Source organism: Actinomadura rubrisoli (assembly GCF_004349215.1).
Classification (GTDB): domain Bacteria; phylum Actinomycetota; class Actinomycetes; order Streptosporangiales; family Streptosporangiaceae; genus Spirillospora; species Spirillospora rubrisoli.
Map to the genome: position 1 here is coordinate 1 of NZ_SMKU01000060.1, position 16536 is coordinate 16536.

At 73.8% G+C, this 16536-nt stretch carries 14 protein-coding genes; 6 read left to right on the plus strand and 8 right to left on the minus strand.

Annotated elements, in window-relative coordinates; translation table 11 throughout:
* Together E1298_RS14375 and E1298_RS14380 are read right to left on the minus strand one after the other, a co-directional pair.
* A partial coding sequence (locus tag E1298_RS14375; protein WP_243725582.1) for an ABC transporter ATP-binding protein occupies positions 1–1256 on the minus strand: 1256 nt, incomplete at its 3' end.
* On the minus strand, positions 1249–1896 hold the full coding sequence (locus E1298_RS14380) for an ABC transporter permease (RefSeq protein ID WP_131893292.1): 648 nt from the start codon (positions 1894–1896) through the stop codon (positions 1249–1251). The genes E1298_RS14380 and E1298_RS14375, both read right to left, overlap by 8 nt.
* 168 nt (positions 1897–2064) lie before the next feature.
* On the opposite strand from E1298_RS14380, the gene E1298_RS14385 reads away from it, so the two are divergent.
* The 3 genes from E1298_RS14385 to E1298_RS14395 all read left to right on the plus strand — a co-directional run bounded on the left by E1298_RS14385 (position 2065) and on the right by E1298_RS14395 (position 5042).
* A complete protein-coding gene (locus tag E1298_RS14385; protein ID WP_131893294.1) occupies positions 2065–2736 on the plus strand; it encodes a DUF1444 domain-containing protein in 672 nt (223 codons plus the stop codon).
* 117 nt (positions 2737–2853) lie between these two features.
* On the plus strand, positions 2854–4335 hold the full coding sequence (locus tag E1298_RS14390; RefSeq protein WP_131893296.1) for an AMP-binding protein: 1482 nt from the start codon (positions 2854–2856) through the stop codon (positions 4333–4335).
* 65 nt (positions 4336–4400) lie between these two features.
* Entirely contained in the window at positions 4401–5042 is a 642-nt protein-coding gene (locus E1298_RS14395; RefSeq protein ID WP_131893298.1) for a LysE family translocator, read from the plus strand.
* A gap of 14 nt (positions 5043–5056) precedes the next feature.
* Here the strand turns inward: E1298_RS14395 and E1298_RS14400 are convergent, their stop codons facing one another.
* Entirely contained in the window at positions 5057–6769 is a 1713-nt protein-coding gene (locus E1298_RS14400) for a serine/threonine-protein kinase (protein WP_131893300.1), read from the minus strand.
* Between the two features lie 133 nt (positions 6770–6902).
* Here E1298_RS14400 and E1298_RS14405 point away from each other — a divergent pair, with 133 nt between their 5' ends.
* The gene (locus E1298_RS14405; RefSeq protein WP_207944626.1) at positions 6903–7859 is read left to right on the plus strand and encodes an alpha/beta hydrolase; all 957 of its coding nucleotides are present in this window, start codon (positions 6903–6905) and stop codon (positions 7857–7859) included.
* 44 nt (positions 7860–7903) lie between these two features.
* On the opposite strand, the gene E1298_RS14410 is transcribed toward E1298_RS14405, so the two are convergent.
* From E1298_RS14410 to E1298_RS14425, 4 genes are all read right to left on the minus strand, one after another.
* Entirely contained in the window at positions 7904–9664 is a 1761-nt protein-coding gene (locus tag E1298_RS14410) for a serine/threonine-protein kinase (RefSeq protein ID WP_131893302.1), read from the minus strand.
* 81 nt (positions 9665–9745) lie between these two features.
* The gene (locus E1298_RS14415; protein ID WP_131893304.1) at positions 9746–11122 is read right to left on the minus strand and encodes a DUF4389 domain-containing protein; all 1377 of its coding nucleotides are present in this window, start codon (positions 11120–11122) and stop codon (positions 9746–9748) included.
* An 81-nt stretch (positions 11123–11203) separates the two neighbouring features.
* Positions 11204–12166: a quinone oxidoreductase family protein gene (locus E1298_RS14420; RefSeq protein WP_131893306.1), complete on the minus strand. Its 963-nt coding sequence runs from the start codon at positions 12164–12166 to the stop codon at positions 11204–11206.
* A gap of 83 nt (positions 12167–12249) precedes the next feature.
* A complete protein-coding gene (locus E1298_RS14425; protein ID WP_131893308.1) occupies positions 12250–12936 on the minus strand; it encodes a TetR family transcriptional regulator in 687 nt (228 codons plus the stop codon).
* A gap of 345 nt (positions 12937–13281) precedes the next feature.
* Between E1298_RS14425 and E1298_RS14430 the strand changes: the two genes are divergently transcribed.
* Entirely contained in the window at positions 13282–13554 is a 273-nt protein-coding gene (locus tag E1298_RS14430) for a hypothetical protein (protein WP_243725583.1), read from the plus strand.
* Between the two features lie 72 nt (positions 13555–13626).
* Here the strand turns inward: E1298_RS14430 and E1298_RS14435 are convergent, their stop codons facing one another.
* A complete protein-coding gene (locus E1298_RS14435; protein ID WP_131893310.1) occupies positions 13627–14268 on the minus strand; it encodes a hypothetical protein in 642 nt (213 codons plus the stop codon).
* A 73-nt stretch (positions 14269–14341) separates the two neighbouring features.
* Here E1298_RS14435 and E1298_RS14440 point away from each other — a divergent pair, with 73 nt between their 5' ends.
* Positions 14342–16525 (plus strand): MMPL family transporter, encoded by a 2184-nt coding sequence (locus E1298_RS14440; protein ID WP_131893312.1) that lies wholly within the window; start codon positions 14342–14344, stop codon positions 16523–16525.
* Positions 16526–16536: the final 11 nt, after the last annotated feature.

Consider the following 16536-nt stretch of genomic DNA (forward strand, 5'->3'; position numbering starts at 1 on the left):
GGGCCGGTGGCGGCGGCCCCGTTCTTGCGCCTGCGCGTCTGGTCCTTCATCTCCCTGATCGCGTTCTGCAGGGTGCCAAGCGTGACCGTGCCCAGGTAGACGCCGCGCGGGCCGACGACGGGCACCCATTCGTGCTCGATCTGGATCAGCCGTTCGAGGGCCTGCTGGAGCGTGTAGCGGGCGCGGAGGGGCGGGGCGGTCCCGACGCCGGTCGTCCCGATGGGGCCGGTGCGGCCGTCGAGGTCGTCCAGGTGGACCCAGCGCAGCGGACGGCGGTCCGCGTCCAGGACGATCGCGAACTTCGTCTCGCCGGACCCGATCCGCTCCCGGACGGCCGCGGTGTCGTCCTCGGGCGCGGCCTCGGGGACGCGCTGCAGCGGCACGTCCGCGACCCGGCTGAACTTCAGCAGCCGCATCGCCTGGTGGCCGCCGATGAACTGCTCCACGTAGGCGTCGGCGGGGTTCAGCAGGATCTCCTGCGGGGTCGCGTACTGGGCGATGCGCGAGCCCTTGTCGAGGATGGCGATCCGGTCGCCGAGCTTGAGCGCCTCGTCGATGTCGTGGGTGACGAAGACGATCGTCTTGCCGAGTTCCTCCTGGAGCTGGAGCAGCGAGTCCTGGAGGTGCTCGCGGGTGATGGGGTCGACGGCGCCGAACGGCTCGTCCATCAGCATCGCGGGCGGGTCGGCGGCGAGGGCGCGCGCGACGCCGACGCGCTGCTGCTGGCCGCCCGACAACTCGCGCGGGTAGCGGTCGCGGAACGTGGCGGGGTCCAGGTCGACCAGTTCGAGTAACGCGTCGACGCGGGCGGTGATGCGCTCCTTGTCCCATTTCAGCATCTGCGGGACGAGGCCGACGTTGGTGGCGACCGTCATGTGCGGGAACAGCCCGGCGTTCTGGATGACGTAGCCGAGCCGGCGGCGCAGCTCGGTCGGGTTCAGGCTCAGCGCGTCCCGCCCCGCCACGATGATCTTGCCGGAGGTCGGCTCGATCAGCCGGTTGATCAGCCGCATCGTGGTGGTCTTGCCGCTGCCGGACGGGCCGAGCAGCACCACGATCTCGCCGCTCGGGATCGTCATCGTCACATCGTCCACGGCGGGCGTCCGCTGGCCGGGGTAGCGCTTGGTGACGTTGATCAGCTCGATGCCGGAGGACCCGGAGGTACCGGACGAGCCGGAGGAGCCCGAGGGCTCTGCGGGCGTGGGGGGCGCGGCGGACGCGCCGCCGGGCGGTGTGTCGGGCACGGCGTCAGACACGGATCCCTCTCGGTGTGGTCAGGCGGCCGATGAGCACGAAGCAGCCGTCGAAGAGCAGGGCCAGCAGGACGATGCCGAGCGTTCCGGCGAGCGTCATGTTGATCGCGTTGGCGCCGCCGAGCCGGGCCAGCCCGGAGAAGATCTGCTCGCCGAGGCCGGGTCCGGACACGTAGGCGGCGATGGCGCCGATGCCCATGGCGAGCTGCGTGCTGACCCGCGCCCCGGTGAGGATCACGGGCCAGGCGAGCGGCAGTTCCACGCGCAGCAGGACGGCGGTCCTGGTCATGCCGATGCCGCGCGCCGCGTCCACGAGCGTGCGGTCGACCCCGGCCAGCCCGACGATCGTGTTGCGGACGATCGGCAGAAGCGAGTACAGCGTCAGCGCCACGACGCTGGGCGCGACGCCCAGGCCGAGCGGTGTGATGAGCAGGCCGAGCAGCGCCAGCGACGGAATGGTGAAGACGACCCCAGCGGTGCTCGTCGCGAGCGTGGACAGCCGCTCGCTGCGGTAGACCGCGAGGCCGATGAGGACGCCGATGACCAGCGCGGCCAGCACGGTCTGGAAGACCATGCTGGCGTGCTGCCAGGTCTCGAACCACAGCAGCTCGCGGCGGCTGCCCAGATACTCCCAGAAGCTCACGGTTTCCCTCCAGGGAGATCATTACCCCGAGTACACCATGGATCACACATGCACAGGTCAGGGTTTCCGCGGTCGGCCCCGCGTCGGCGGTAGGGTGATCCACTCGTCAGTCAGTCCGCGGGGCGCCGTCCGCGGAAGGCATGCGGAAGGCATCAGGAGGAACGTCCCGTGACCGAGCCGCGGTCCAGTCTCATCGTCCCGCTGATGAAGGCCCGGGTGCCGGCCGAGGTTCAGCTGGAGTTCCCGCTGCCGCCCGGCGAGGAGCCGGTCCGCGAGCCGTTCGCCGGCGACCTGTACGTCACCTACGCGCTGGAGCTCGCCGACGAGGCGGCGGCGCTCGGCCGCCGCTACGAGCACGTGGCGCGGCGGCACTGCGCGGAGCTGGGCGTGGCGCCGGAGGCCCTGCGCCGGCTGGCGACGATCAACCTGCGCAACCGGCGTCCCGACCTGAGCCTCAGCTGGTATCCGGACGTGCGCGCCGTCACGGTCGCCCTCGGCGACGGCGGCTCCGGGCCCGCCTCCGGTTCCGGCGGCGGCGCGGGCGCGGCGCGCCGGGGCGGGCTGGAGGCGGGCCTGCTGCTGGACGAGGGGTTCCTGGAGAAGCTGGCGCAGGACGTGGAAGGCGACCTGGTGGTGGCGGCGCCCGCGCGGGACGTGTTCGTCGCGTCCGGGACCGGCCATCCGGACGGCGTCGACAAGCTGCGCTGGGCCGTCGCGCAGGTGTGGGCCGAGGATCGCGGCGACGGCGCCGACCCGGCATGGGACGTGCCCGCGGGAAGTTTGCTCACCCATCAGCTGATGGTACGCCGCGGCGGCGGCTGGGAGATTCTGACCGGCTGAGTCAGCGCCGGTGCCCCGATCACCGTCCTCGTCAGACCGAAATTACCTAAACGCTAGGTATTGAGATGCCTACCCGGCGTAGCCTCCGCATGTTGCCCCCCGGCATGAGGAGCTCCCATGAAAGGCAATCTCGCGGCCGTCCTAGCCGCCCGCGCACACGAACGTCAATGGTGTGACCAGCCGCTGTACTACGTGGGCGATGCCGTCATCAGCCACGGCGAGGTGCACGACGCCGGCGCGCGCGCGGCGGGTGTCCTGCACGAGTCCGGGGTGCGGCCCGGCGACCGGGTCCTCGTCGCGCTCCCTGACTCGATCGGATTCGTGTCCGCCTTCCTCGGCATTTTGCGGCTCGGCGCCGTGGCCGTCCTGGCCGGGCCCGAGCAGACGCGGTCCGAGCACGCCTACATCGCGGCGGACGTCCGGCCCACGGCGGTCGTGTGCGCCGCCGATCTCGCGTGGCGATTCCCGTCCCTGCGCGTGCTCACCGATGAGCACCTGGCGGCCGGGTCGGGGACGGCTCCGGAGCCGGTGCGCGTGCCGTCCGACGCGTCCGCCTACGTCCAGTACACGTCGGGGACGACCGGGAAGCCGAAAGGGGCCGTTCACCGGCACGGCGACGCGCACGCCTACTTCCGTGCGATGGCACTGGGCGCGCTCGGTCTGACGGCCGGGGACGTGACGTTCTCGCTGTCCAAGTCCTGCTACCCCTTCGGGCTCGGCGCCACGGTGCTCTTCCCGATGCTCAGCGGTGGCGCGGCCGTCCTGTGGCCGGACCAGCCGAGCGTGCTCGGCGCGGTCGAGCAGGCGCGCAGGCACCGGCCGTCCGTGCTGTTCACCGTGCCGACCTGGTACGCGCGGCTGGTCAGCGCGCCGGACCGGGCGGCGGTACGGACGGCGTTCGCGTCGCTGCGGGTCGCCGCGTCGGCGGGCGAGCCGCTGCTGCCGGCGCTCGCCGACCGGATCGAGGACATCCTCGGCTGTCCGGTGCTGGACGGCCTCGGCAGCACCGAGGTCGGGCACACGTTCGTCTCCAACACGGTCGGCCGGCGCCGGCGGGGCGCGCTGGGCGTCGTCCTGCCGCCGTACGAGATCGAGATCCGCGGCGAGGCGGGCCCGGCGCGGCCCGGCGAACCGGGCGCGCTGCACGTGCGCGGCCCGTCGCTGATGACCGGCTACCTCGGCAGGCCCGACAAGACGGCCGAGGTCCTCGGCGCGGACGGCTGGCTGCGCACGGGCGATCTGGCGCACGTGGACGCCGACGGGTTCGTCCACCACCACGGCCGGATCCTCGACCGGATCACGGTGTCGGGGGAGCAGGTCCTCCCGCTGGAGGTGGAGCGCGTCCTCGCCCTGCACCCCGGCGTCGTCGAGGTGGCCGTGGTCGCCGTCGACGACGGGCCGGCCCGGGACCGCGCGCTCAGCGCGTTCGTCGTCATCGAGGAGGCGGTCCCCCCGACGGCCGCGCTGGAGCGCGAGCTGCTCGACCTCGCGGGCGCGCGGCTGCCCATGCACAAGGTGCCGCGCACCGTGACGTTCATGAACGAGCTGCCCCGGACGTCGACGGGGAAGATCCGCCGGAACGCCCTCGGCCGCGCCTGACCCGCCCGCCCGCGCGAGCGGATATTCACTGTGCTGTCCGGCGACGGCTGCGTAGGGTGCGGGGCATGGTGTCGACGCAGCAGATGCTGGCCTTCTCGGCGATGGCGGTCGCCATCATCCTGATCCCCGGGCCCACGGTCCTCTTCGTGGTCGGACGGGCCCTGGCCCACGGCCGCCGCACGGCGCTGACGAGCGTCCTCGGGAACGAGTTCGGCGTGCTGGCGCTGACCGCCGCGGTCGCGTTCGGCGTCGGGTCGATCGTGGAACGGTCCGTGGTCGTGTTCACGACGTTGAAGCTGGTGGGCGCGGCCTACATCGTCTACCTCGGGGTGCAGGCGTTCCGGCGCCGCCACTCCCTGCGGGAGGCGATCGGAGGGCCCGGCGAGGAGAGCCGGGGCCGGGCCCGCGAGCTGTGGCAGGGCTTCGTCGTGGGCGTGACGAACCCCAAGACCACCGTGTTCTTCGCGGCCGTCCTCCCGCAGTTCGTCGACCGCGAGCGCGGCCACGTCCCGCTGCAGATGATGCTGTTCGGGCTGATCTTCGCCGTCATCGCCCTGCTGTGCGACAGCGTGTGGGGCCTCGCGGCGGGCTCCGCGCGCGAATGGTTCGCCCGCTCGCCCCGCCGCCTGGCCGCCGTCGGCGGTACCGGCGGCCTCATGATGATCGGTCTCGGCGTCACCGTCGCCGCCACCGGCCGCAAGGACTGACGCTCGCAGGCTGGTCAGATGGAGGAGAGCGAGAAGTCGTCGAAGACGGCCTTCGGCCATCCGGCGTCGTCCTCCGGACGCATGACGAGAAGCCCGCTGGTGGTGGTGTCGTCGTAGGCGTCGGAGGCCGCGGCCTTCGCGACGGGGTCCCCGTTCACCCACATGCCGAGCCGCACGGTGTCGCCATCGGCCGCGCACGCCGCCTGGACGCGGTTGAGGCGGCCTGGGCGGACGCCGGTGGCCGTGCGCGTCGCCATGTCCTTCACCTCGCCGGACTCCATCTTGACGATGCGGGCCCGCCCGTCCGACCGGAGCAGGAAGGCGTAGCCGAGGTCGCCATGGCGGTGGCAGAACAGCCCGGCCTCGCCCGTGCCGCCGTCGGGCTTGACCTCGGCCTCGACGAGCTGGGCGTCGGGCACGTCGTCCACCGGGGCGTCCGCGGTGGTCCGGTTCGTCGTGGGAAGGACCTGGACCTCGTACTTGCCGCCGCGGTACGCCATGTCCCAGGCCGCGTAAGTGGAGTTGTTCCATCCCGACTTCTCGTCGTCGAAGCGGTCGCTGAAGAGCTTGTCGCGGGTCTTCGGCGGGCGGTCGCCGAAGTCGTCGCGGAAGGGCGCCGTGGATTCGGATTTCTTGCCACCGGAGCCGCGGGAGGACGCGGCGGATGGTGGTTTCGTTCCGCCCGAGTCCTCCCCGTCCGCGTTGAGCAGGCCGATCGCGGCGCCGCCGGCCACGACGGCGGCCACGGCGACGATGATCACGCCGACGCGGCGGCGGCTGATGCCCGGGCCGCCGCCGGCGGGGCGCCCCCCGGCAGGGCGCCCACCGGCCGGACGCGGCGGCGCGGGTGCCGTCGCCACCGGCCGCGTCCCGGAGACGGGATCGGCCCTGGTGGGGTGCGTCTCGGGTGCGGGCCGCGCCTCCTCGCCCGTCAGCGCCTGGACGAGCTGCTTCACCGTGGGACGCTCGGCCGGGTCCTTCGCGAGCGTCCGCCGGACGAGGTCGCGCACGGCCGGGTCCAGACCGTCCAGGACGGGCGGCGCGGACATCACCCTCCGCATCGTCTCCGGGACCGTCGCCCCGCCGAACGGCGCGCGCCCGGTGCCCGCGTACGCGACGACGCAGCCCCAGGAGAAGACGTCGGCGGCCGGGGTGATCTCCTCACCGTGCATGAGCTCGGGCGCGACATAGGCGGGGGTGCCGATGAACTGGCCGGTGCGGGTCGGGCCGTCGGTCGCGTCCAGCGCGCGGGCGATGCCGAAGTCGATGACGCGCGGCCCGGTCGGGGACAGCAGGACGTTGGACGGCTTGAGGTCGCGGTGCACGATCCCCGCGCCGTGGATCGCGCCGAGCGCCGTCGCGATGTTGACCGCGAGACCTTCGAGGTCGCCGCCCGCGAGCGGCCCGCCGTCCCGCACGGCACGGTCCAGGGGCGGCCCGTTCACGTACTCGGTCACCACGTACAGCGGCTCGCCGTCCAGCCGCGCGTCCAGGACGGCGGCCGTGCAGAACCGGCGGACCTGCCGCGCGGCCGTCACCTCGCGGCGGAACCGCTCGTGGAACGCCTCGTCGTCGGCCAGTTCCGGGTTGATGACCTTGACCGCGACCTGCCGGCCCGACGCGTCCTCGCCGAGGAAGACCGTGCCCATGCCGCCGCGGCCGAGCCTTCCGGTGAGGCGGTACCCGCCGAGCCGTCGCGGATCCTGCTCGCGCAGCGGCGCCTGCATGCTCGACTCCCGGGGGCAGAGACGAAAGATCTGTAAACGGTCAGAGTCCCAGGTTCCGGCCCGTTCGATCAAGGACGACCCGCGCCGCCCGCGCCGTACGCTAAGAGACTGCGGACCGCGTGACGGAGAGGCGATGGACGTGACAGAGGACGTGCTCGGGCCCGGCTACGAGGCGATGGAGCTGCCGATGGGCCGGGACGCCGAGGGGGAGGTCGTGGCGACGCTCGTGCGGCGGCGCGGCACCGAGCGGTCCCGCCGGGCGGTGCTCTACCTGCACGGGTTCGTCGACTACTTCTTCCAGCGGCACCTGGCCGACTTCTACGCGGGCCTCGGCTTCGACTTCTACGCGCTCGACCTGCGCAAGTACGGGCGGTCGCTGCGCCCGCACCAGACCCCGAACCACATCGACAGCCTGTCGGACTACTTCCCGGAGATCGACGAGGCGGTGCGCATCGTCCGGGACGTGGACGGGCACGGGACGCTGGTGCTCAACGGCCACTCGACCGGCGGGCTCACCGCCGCGCTGTGGGCCGACCGGGTGAGCGGGCGGGGCCTGGTCGACGGGGTCGTCCTCAACAGCCCGTTCCTGGACATCGCCGAGCCGCTTGTGATGCGCAAGCTGGGCGCGGGCCTCGCGCGGGCGCTGCGGCCGCGCTTCCCGAAGGCGAAGCTGCCCGCCGGGGTGTCCGACCTCTATCCCCGGAGCCTGCACCGCGACCACGACGGCGAGTGGGAGTTCGACCTGGAGTGGAAGCCGATACTCGGCTTCCCGGTGCGGGCGGCATGGCTGGCGGCGGTGCGGCGCGGGCAGCTCCGCGTCCACCAGGGGCTGGGCATCGACGTGCCGGTGCTGGTGATGGCGTCGTCGCGCAGCGTCCGCCCGTCCCGCAGGGCGCGCGACGTGACCGGGGCCGACGCGGTGCTGAACGTCGAGCACATCGTGCGCTGGGCGCCCCGCCTCGGCCCGCACGTGACGCTCGTCCGGATCGACGGGGGCCTGCACGACCTGGTGCTGTCGGCCGAGCCCGCCCGCGGCCGGGTGTTCGCCGAGCTGACGCGCTGGACGAACGGCTACCTGCCCGCGCCGTGACCGGCCGGGCGGGCCCTGGCCGCCGGGGCCCCTGGCCGCCCGCCCTAATCGAGGATCTTCGACATGTCGAAGTCGTCGAAGTCGGCGACGATCTGCTGCGCGGGGTTGCCGCCCCGCTCGACCTGGAGCCCGACCCAGCCGGGGCCGAGCGGCTGGTCGCCGTCGGTCCGGTCGACGACCCGCTCGCCGTTCACCCAGAGCCGCAGCCGGTTCTTCTTGCCGCCGTCCTGGCTCTCGCAGGCGACCTGGACCTTGTTGGGGCCCTTCGCGGAGAACCCGGGGACGTCGTCGACGCCGGCGAGCTCCTTGCTGCCCTGGTCCCCGTTGGTCTTGCGGACGACCGCGCCCTTGCCGTCGTTGCGGACCAGGAACATGTACTGCTGCTCGCCGTTGTTGTTGGCGCGGCAGAGCAGGCCGAAGCGGCTGTCGTCCGCTCCCTGGACGACGTGGACGGTGACGGTCGCGAGCACCGGGTCGGGGATCTGCTCCGACTTCTCCTTCGGCACCCAGCGGGCCTGCGCGTTGTTGCCGGAGTTGGTCTCCAGCCGGTACCTGCCGTCCTTGTACCCGTACTGGCTGATGAAGTTGCCGCCGTTCCAGCCCGAGCTCGTGTTGGAGAAGTCGTCGCTGAACGAGGTGGCCAGCTTGCCGGGCGGGCCGTCCGAGCCGAGGACGGTGAACCCCAGGACGGCGGCGACCACGACCAGCGCCGCGACGGCCGCCGCGCCGATGAGCAGCGGGCGGCGGGGCAGCCCGCTGCCGCGCGAGCCGCCGCCGGGCCCGCCGCCCTGCCGCGTGTCGCCGCGGGTGGCGTCGGCGCCGAGCATGGCGGTCGGCTGCTGGAACGCGGCCTGGGCCGGTGCCCCCATGGGCGTCCCGGCCGGCGCTCCGGGGGGTGCGCCGCCTGGCGCGCCCGCCGCCGCCATGCCGTGCCATCCGGCCTGGACGGTCTCGGCCAGCTCGGCGGGGTCGGCCTGCCCGTGCCCGACCAGGCGCGTGAGGAGCTCCTGCACGGTCGGGCGGTTGCGCGGGTCCTTGTCGAGCGCGGCGGCGACGATGTCGCGCAGGCCGGGGTCGAGCCGGTCGAGGCTCGGGGCGTCGTGCGCGACCCGGTAGAAGATCTCCGGGACGGTGCTGCCCGCGAACGGCGCCGCGCCCGTCCCGGCGTAGGCGACCACGCAGCCCCACGAGAACACGTCGGACGCGGAGGTCACGGGCTCGCCGCGCAGCAGCTCGGGCGGCAGGTAGTTGGGCGTGCCGACGAACTGGCCGGTGCGGGTCGGGCCGTCGGCGGCGTCCAGGGCGCGGGCGATGCCGAAGTCGATGACGCGGGGGCCGGTGGAGGACAGCAGGACGTTGGCGGGTTTGAGGTCGCGGTGCACGATCCCGGCGCCGTGGATGGCGGCCAGCGCCGTCGCGACGCCGACCGCGAGGCCCTCCAGGTCGGAGCCCGGCAGCGGGCCGCGGTCGGCGACCGCGCGCTCCAGGCTCGGGCCCTCGATGTACTCGGTGACGACGTACAGCGGGTCGGTGTCCAGCTCGGCGTCGATCACCGGCGCGGTGCAGAAGCGCCGGACCTGCCCGGCCGCCGTCACCTCGCGGCGGAACCGGTCGCGGAACGCGCCCTCCCCGGCCAGCTCCCGATTGATCACCTTGACGGCGACGCGGCGGCCGGTCCGATCCTCGCCCAGGTAGACCGTTCCCATTCCGCCCCGGCCCAGCCGCCCGAGCAGCCGGTACGGGCCGAGCTCGTCGGGGTCGCCGGGGCGCAGGGCCTCGCCGTTCTCTCCTGCGTGCGTGGTCATCGTGGTCCTGAGGGGAAATCGGAAGTCATCTCGGGAAAACCCTAGCGGCCCAGCAGGTAACAGACGTCCCAGACGTCACGGTCAGCGCGGGCGGCGTCCCCGGGGGAGCGTGCGGAACGGCGGGAGCATCTCGCCGGTGAGCCCGAAGGCGTAGGCCACGACGCGGCTCGACCAGCGCTGGCAGCCGACGACGAGGGCGTACAGCGGGCGCGGGTAGCGGCCGGTGAACGGGATGACGATCCAGCTGAGCGCCATGACGACCACCAGCAGCGCGTACATGACCAGCATCACCACCAGGTGCGGGATCACCAGCAGGCCGCGGAGCAGGGTGAACCACCGCTTCGGGCCCTGCCATGCCTCCGGGTAGGGAAGGTCGACGAGGACCGTCCGCTCGTCCGCCACCGCGGCCCCGGGCGCCGCGGCCGCCGCCTCGGCCGGAGGAGGCGGGACGGCGGACGGCTCCGAGGCCGAGGCCGAGGCGGACGCGGGGGCATCGGCGTCGGCGGCGGGCCGGGGGCGCGGGACGTCCACGTTCGCGGCGGTGCCGGGGTGGCCGTCGTTCGGGCCGGGCTTGCCGCCGGATCCCGGCCGGTGCCAGGTCGCCGAGATGTTCTCGGCGACCCGCTCCGGGTCGGCGCCCTCCTGGCCGACGAGCCGGGACAGCAGCTCCCGCGCCGTCGGACGGGCGGACGGGTCCTTGCTGAGCGCACCGGCCACGATCGTGCGCAGCCGCGGGTCGAGGCCGTCCAGCACCGGCTCCTCGGACCCGATGCGGTGGAACGTCTCCGCGACGGTCTTGCCCTGGAACGGCGGGCGTCCCGTCCCGGCGTAGGCGACCACGCAGCCCCACGAGAACACGTCCGACGCCTGCTCGACCGCCTCGCCCCGCAGCAACTCCGGCGCGATGTAGGACGGCGTGCCGACGAACTGGCCGGTGCGGGTCGGGCCGTCGGCGGCGTCCAGGGCGCGGGCGATGCCGAAGTCGATGACGCGGGGGCCGGTGGACGACAGCAGGACGTTGGCGGGTTTGAGGTCGCGGTGGACGATCCCGGCGCCGTGGATGGCGGCCAGCGCCGTCGCGACGCCGACCGCGAGGCCCTCCAGGTCGGAGCCCGGCAGCGGCCCGCGCTCCTGGACGGCCTTCTCCAGGCTGGGCCCGTCGATGTACTCGGTGACGATGTAGGGCGGGTCCTGGTCGAGCTCGGCGTCCAGCACCGGGGCGGTGCAGAACCGGTGGACGCGGCGGGCCGCGGTCACCTCCCGGCGGAACCGGGCGAGGAACGCGGGCTCCCCGGCCAGCTCCCGGTTCACGACCTTCACCGCGACCCTGCGGCCGGTCGGCTCGGCGCCCAGGTACACCGTCCCCATGCCGCCCCGGCCGAGCCGCCCGAGCAGGCGGTAGGGCCCAAGGACGCGGGGTTCGTCCTGTTCGAGCGGTCCGGCGGCGTAGGTCGTCATGGGGGCTCGGGCTCCTCGGGTGATCGTCTTGTCCGTCCCAGACTAAAGGAGTGGGCGTGCGGCAGACGGGGATCGAGGCGATCAGCGGATCAGCAGGAGCTTGCCGGTGCTTCGCCTGGCCTCCAGATCGGCGTAAGCCGTACTGGCTTCCGCGAGGTCGTAGCGGTGGCCGATGTGCAGCCGTAGCTCTCCGGAGGCGACCCAGCCGTACACCTCGGACGCGCGGGTCAGCAGTTCCTCGCGCGTCGCGGTGTAGTGGACGAGGGACGGCCGGGTCAGGAACAGCGATCCGCCGTTGACGAGGCGCCGCGGGTCGAACGGCGGCACCTCCCCGCTCGCGGCCCCGTACAGCGCCAGGACGCCGCGCCCCCGCAGGCTCTCCAGGCTCCCGTCGAACGTGGCCGCGCCGATGCCGTCGTACACGGCGGCGACGCCCTCCCCGCCGGTCAGCTCCCGCACGCGGTCGGCGAAGCCGTCGTAGCCGACGACGGTGTCCGCGCCCGCGTCCCGGGCGAGCTTCTCCTTCTCGGGCGTGGACGCCGTCCCGATGACCCGCGCGCCGCGCGTCTTCGCGATCTGGGTCAGCAGCAGCCCCATCCCGCCCGCCGCCGCGTGCACGAGGACGGTGTCGCCCGGCTGGATCGCGTACGTGGAGCCGGTCAGGTAGTGCGCGGTCATGCCCTGGAGCAGCGCGGCGGCGGCCTCCTCGAAGCCGACCCCGTCCGGCACGGGCACGGTCTTGGCGGCCGGGACCGCGGCGCGCTCGGCGTGGGCGCCCTGCACGTTGGCCCAGGCGACGCGGTCGCCCACGGCGAAGTCCGTCACGCCGTCGCCGAGGGCCGCCACCGTGCCCGCGGCCTCCACGCCCGGGACGTACGGGACCGGCTGCGGGTAGGCGCCCGTCCGGTAGTAGACGTCGACGAAGTTGACACCGCTCACCGCGACGTCGATGAGCACCTCGCCGGGACCGGGCTCCGGGCCCGGACGCTCGGCGGGCTTCAGAACCTCCGGGCCGCCGTTCTCGGTGACGAGGATTGCGCGCATGCCTGCTCCTTGCCGATCGGGATCATCTGGAACTCCGCAACCCGCGGTCCCGGCACCCTATTCCGATCAGATCCGGTCGCGCGTCAGACCCAGTCGTGCATGGTCGCGCCGGCGAGCGCGACGGCCTCCTCGACGCGGGCCGCGATGGTGCCCGCGTCCCAGATCTCCTGCCGGGCGCAGTCCTCGAAAGCGACGCGGGCCGCCGCGGTGTGGAACGCGACGATGATCTGCGGCCGCAGGTCGCGGTCGGGGTCGACGCCCTCGCGCCGGGCGATCTCGGCGGCGAGCACCGTCTCCGACGCCTTGTAGCGCGCCATCTGCGCGGACTCCAGCGTCGGCGTCGCCTCCAGCACCTGCCGGATGCGGCGGAACCGCGCGCTGTCGCCGGGGTCGCTGTCGGCGATCGACCGCAGCACGACGCGCAGCGACTCGAACAGCGCGGTGAACGGCCGCTCCCCGGGCGGGCGCGAGGCCAGCGCCTCCTCCCGCACCTTGTCGTACTCGGCGAGGAAGTTGGTGACGACCTCCTCCTTGGTGGCGAAGTAGCGGAAGAACGTCCGCTGCGACACCTCCACCGCCGCCACGATCTCGTCGATCGTCGTCGCCTCGTACCCCTTGGCGAGGAACAGCTCCAGGGCCGCGTCGACGAGCGCGAGCCGGGTCCGCTGCTTCTTGCGCTCGCGGAGGCCGGCGAGGGCGCGGCCGGGCGGCTCCGGGACGGGCCCGTCCTCCGCGGTGTCCGGCAGGTCGCCGGCGGGGGCGGCGGTCATCGGCTGGCTCCTTCGGCGTGTCCCGGGGGCGGACGCTGGGCGCCCGTCTCATAGAGGCTTGTATCACGGAAGGACTCCCCGCACGCGCGCCGTATTCCGGGGACTGGAATATCGGTGACGCGAGAGGCCCGATGTCCGATTGGTGCCGATAGGTACGGCGCGGCGCCCCGGCCCCGGCGGGCCATTGCCGCCGGGGCGGGAAAAGAGCGGTGACTCTCCGCGTTTCCCCTGCGCAGCTCGCGTGTTCGGGCCATGCTGGGGTCCTGGTCACCAGTTGTCGCCGCGTGCTCGCCCATGGTCATCGCGCGGCGGCTCCGACCCGGTGCTGAGGCGGCTGATCACAAGGTGTCTGTAGTCGGTGGGCGGGAGATCGGCGAGGTGCGTCGGCGGCACCTCGCGGCGCTCGCATACGAGGTCGAGGCCCGGGGCCTTTCCTGGCGGCTGGCCGGGCCCGGCGAGTCGGTGCTCGGCGTGCGGGGCCCGCGCACGCCGCGCCAGGTCATGGTGGTCGCGACGCCCGACGGCGACGGCTGGTCCTATCTGTGGACGGGCGGCGGGATCGCCGATGTCACCGGCGTCGCCCAGGTGGCGGACGAGCTGGCCCGCCTCCTGGATTGAGGCGACGCCGTCCCCGCCCGCCACACGATCGGCCACCGAACGGAGGGAACCGGCCGGTGCGCTCTTCGTCGGTTAAGACAAGCTCACCTTCCCCGTGCCGTGGACGGAGTCCAGTCCGGCGCCGGCGCACCGGCTGGTGTCGCTGGTGGGTGTGGCGGTGCCCTGGATGCGGCTGCCGGCCAGCGGGCCGGAGACGGCGGTACCGGCCAGCAGGGAATCGCCGGGGTTGTAGCCGACGACCTCCCGCTGGGCCGGGCGCACGCCGGTGGTGCCGAGCTCGCGGTTCTGTGCGTCGTACCAGGTGATGGTGCCCTTGCCGCGGACGTCGCGGGCGCGGGTGCAGGTGGCGTTGGCGGTTCCGCTCATGGTCAGGCGGCCATGGTGGATCTTGCGATGCCGGCCGTCGGGCGAGGTGCAGTCGCTCAGCGCCACCGTTCCTCGGGCGGCGACCTTCCGCTGGACCAGGCCCACCGGCGGGGAGAAGGTCACGGGCTTGTCGCGTTCGGTGGCCGCGGTGCACTTCAGTGCGGGAGCGGCGGCCGCCGCCGCGACCGGCCCGGACGCCATCGCCTGTACGGGCTCGGCCTGCGAGGCCGTCGTCATCGCGGTGGCCAGGGCCGCCGCGGCCAGGCCGGTGACGGCGAGAGTGCGCCAGGTGAGGCCGGCGGCGGGGCCGCGCGTGGCGGCGCCGCCGGTCGGGACGGGTCTGGACATGGCTTCCTCCTTCTAGGAAGATTGCAGTCTGTAGCAGAATACGCACACAGAGTGGTCATAAGGGAGGGGGTCGATGGCCCTGCCGCCTTCACCCGGCCGGCCCGCCGCCCGCGAGCCCGTCCCAGCGCCAGGGCCCGCCGAGCGGGGAGGGTTCGCCCGAGCCGGTGCGGCGGCCGCCGCTCACCACCGCCTGGTCATCGCGGCATGGCTGCTGCTGGTGGCGGTGTCGCTGGCGCTCGTCCCGGTCCTGCTGGGTGCGTTGGCCGCGCCCTCGCTGCGCGTGGAGGGCGCGGCATCGGCCCGGGCGGCCGATGCGCTGCGCCAGGGCTTTCCCCAGTGGGGCGACGAGCAGGTGGTGGTCGTCTTCGGCTCGGCGGAGCTGCGTGCCGACGACCCGGCGTACCTGGGCGCGGTGTCGGCGGGGCTGACCGCGCTGGCGGCCCGGCCGGGTGTGGGCGGGGTGCAACCGGTGCCCACCGCGGCGCGGCAGGATCCCCGCCACACCTACGCGCTGGCCGGGCTGGTCGGCGACGAGGCGGAGCGGTACCGGGTGCTACCGGCCCACAAGGCCGCCCTGGCGGGCAGCGTGGCCCGTGCGTCCCAGGGACGGGTACGGGCGACGCTGGTCGGGGTCTCCCCGGTGTTCGCCGAGGTCAAGAGCGCCGATCTGGCCGACCTGCGGCGCTCGGAGATGATCGCGGTGCCGCTGGCGCTGCTGGTGCTGCTGGTGGGCCTGCGCCGGTCGGTCGCGGCCTTGGTGCCGCTGCTGATGGCCGGGGCCGCCACCGCCGTCGGCGCCGGTGTGCTGACGGCGGCGCACCTGGCGCTGGGACTGCGCCTGGACACGTTGATGCTGACGGTGGCGTGCTCGACGAGCCTCGGGCTGGGCCTGGACTACAGCCTGCTGGTGATGCTGCGCTACCGGCGCGCTCGTGCCGTCGGCGGGGACGCGGGGCGGGCGCTGCGGCTGGCCATGGCGACGGCGGGGCGCACGGTGGCCTGGTGCGGGCTGGCCGTGGCCGTCACGGCGTGCTGCATGTTCACCGTGCGCGCCGAGCTGATCAGAACGCTGGCGGTGCCGGCCCTCGTGGCGACCGCGGTCACCGTGACCGCGGCCCTGACGCTGCTGCCGGCCGCGCTGGTCGTCGCCGGCGACCGCGTCACCGAGCGCCGGCGGCCGGTCGGCGCGTCCCACGGGAACGCCGAGGGCGGCTGGGCACGATGGGCCCGGCACCTGATGCGCCATCCCTGGACCTACCTGGCGGCAGCGACCGCCGTGCTGCTGATGGCCGCGCTTCCGGCGCTGGGCATGCGGCTGGGCATGGATCTGGACCGCCCCTCGTTCGCCCACACCGAGGCCGGGCACGGCCTGGCGCAGATGGAGGGCGACGGTGTCGGCACGTTCGGCTCCCTGGTACTGCCGCACCCGCCCGGTACTCCTCCTGTCGACACAGGCGCGCTGGTCACAGCGCTGCGGGCCGATCCGCGGTTCCCCCTGGCCGCGCCGCTGGACAACGGCCGCGACCTGACACTGGTGGTCATCGCCACCCGGCAGGCCGCCGACGACCCCGCCACGGCCGCCGCCCTGGCCGACCTGCACCGGCTGGGCGCGCGGCTGCTGCCCCCGGGCCAGCCGATGCTGATCGACGGCCCGGGCGCGATGCTGGCCGACCTGACCGCCGAGAGCAAGGCGGGGCTGTGGCGGGCCGGCGCGCTGGTGGCGGCGTGCTCGCTGGTCTTCCTGCTGGTGGCGCTGCGCAGCGTGCTGCTGCCGATCAAGGCGGTGGTGATGAACGCGCTGGCCGTCGCGGCCGCGCTGGGCCTGACGGCACTGGTGTTCGACGACGGCGGCGCACCGGTGAACGCGCTGCTCCCGGTGGCGGTGTTCACCATCGTGTTCGGGTTGTCGATGGACTACGAGGTGTTCCTGGTCCACCGCATCGCCGAACACCACCACCGGTATGGGGACAACATCGCGGCGGTCGCCCACGGCCTCCAGCACACCGCCCGCACCATCACCCTGGCCGCGGCCGTCATGATCGTCACCTTCGGCGCCCTGCTGGTCGGCCACCGCCTCGAACTGCGGCAGATCGGGTTCGCCACGGCCACCGCGGTGGCCATCGACGTCACCGTCGTCCGGCTGGTCCTGGTCCCGGCGCTGATGCGGGTGCTGGGGGCCTGGAACTGGTGGCTCCCCGCGCCCATGTCCCGCCTGCTTCCGGTTCCGGTCCGGTCGTTGCGCGACGACACCGCCTGACGGGGCACCAC

What these genes read in the sequence shown, in the direction of transcription:
- E1298_RS14390 (WP_131893296.1), top strand. Translation starts at nt 2,854, where the DNA reads ATGAAAGGCAATCTCGCGGCCGTCCTAGCCGCCCGCGCACACGAACGT.
- E1298_RS14395 (WP_131893298.1), top strand. Translation starts at nt 4,401, where the DNA reads ATGGTGTCGACGCAGCAGATGCTGGCCTTCTCGGCGATGGCGGTCGCC.
- E1298_RS14400 (WP_131893300.1), bottom strand. Translation starts at nt 6,769, where the DNA reads ATGCAGGCGCCGCTGCGCGAGCAGGATCCGCGACGGCTCGGCGGGTAC.
- E1298_RS14405 (WP_207944626.1), top strand. Translation starts at nt 6,903, where the DNA reads ATGGACGTGACAGAGGACGTGCTCGGGCCCGGCTACGAGGCGATGGAG.
- E1298_RS14410 (WP_131893302.1), bottom strand. Translation starts at nt 9,664, where the DNA reads ATGACCACGCACGCAGGAGAGAACGGCGAGGCCCTGCGCCCCGGCGAC.
- E1298_RS14415 (WP_131893304.1), bottom strand. Translation starts at nt 11,122, where the DNA reads ATGACGACCTACGCCGCCGGACCGCTCGAACAGGACGAACCCCGCGTC.
- E1298_RS14420 (WP_131893306.1), bottom strand. Translation starts at nt 12,166, where the DNA reads ATGCGCGCAATCCTCGTCACCGAGAACGGCGGCCCGGAGGTTCTGAAG.
- E1298_RS14425 (WP_131893308.1), bottom strand. Translation starts at nt 12,936, where the DNA reads ATGACCGCCGCCCCCGCCGGCGACCTGCCGGACACCGCGGAGGACGGG.
- E1298_RS14435 (WP_131893310.1), bottom strand. Translation starts at nt 14,268, where the DNA reads ATGTCCAGACCCGTCCCGACCGGCGGCGCCGCCACGCGCGGCCCCGCC.
- E1298_RS14440 (WP_131893312.1), top strand. Translation starts at nt 14,342, where the DNA reads ATGGCCCTGCCGCCTTCACCCGGCCGGCCCGCCGCCCGCGAGCCCGTC.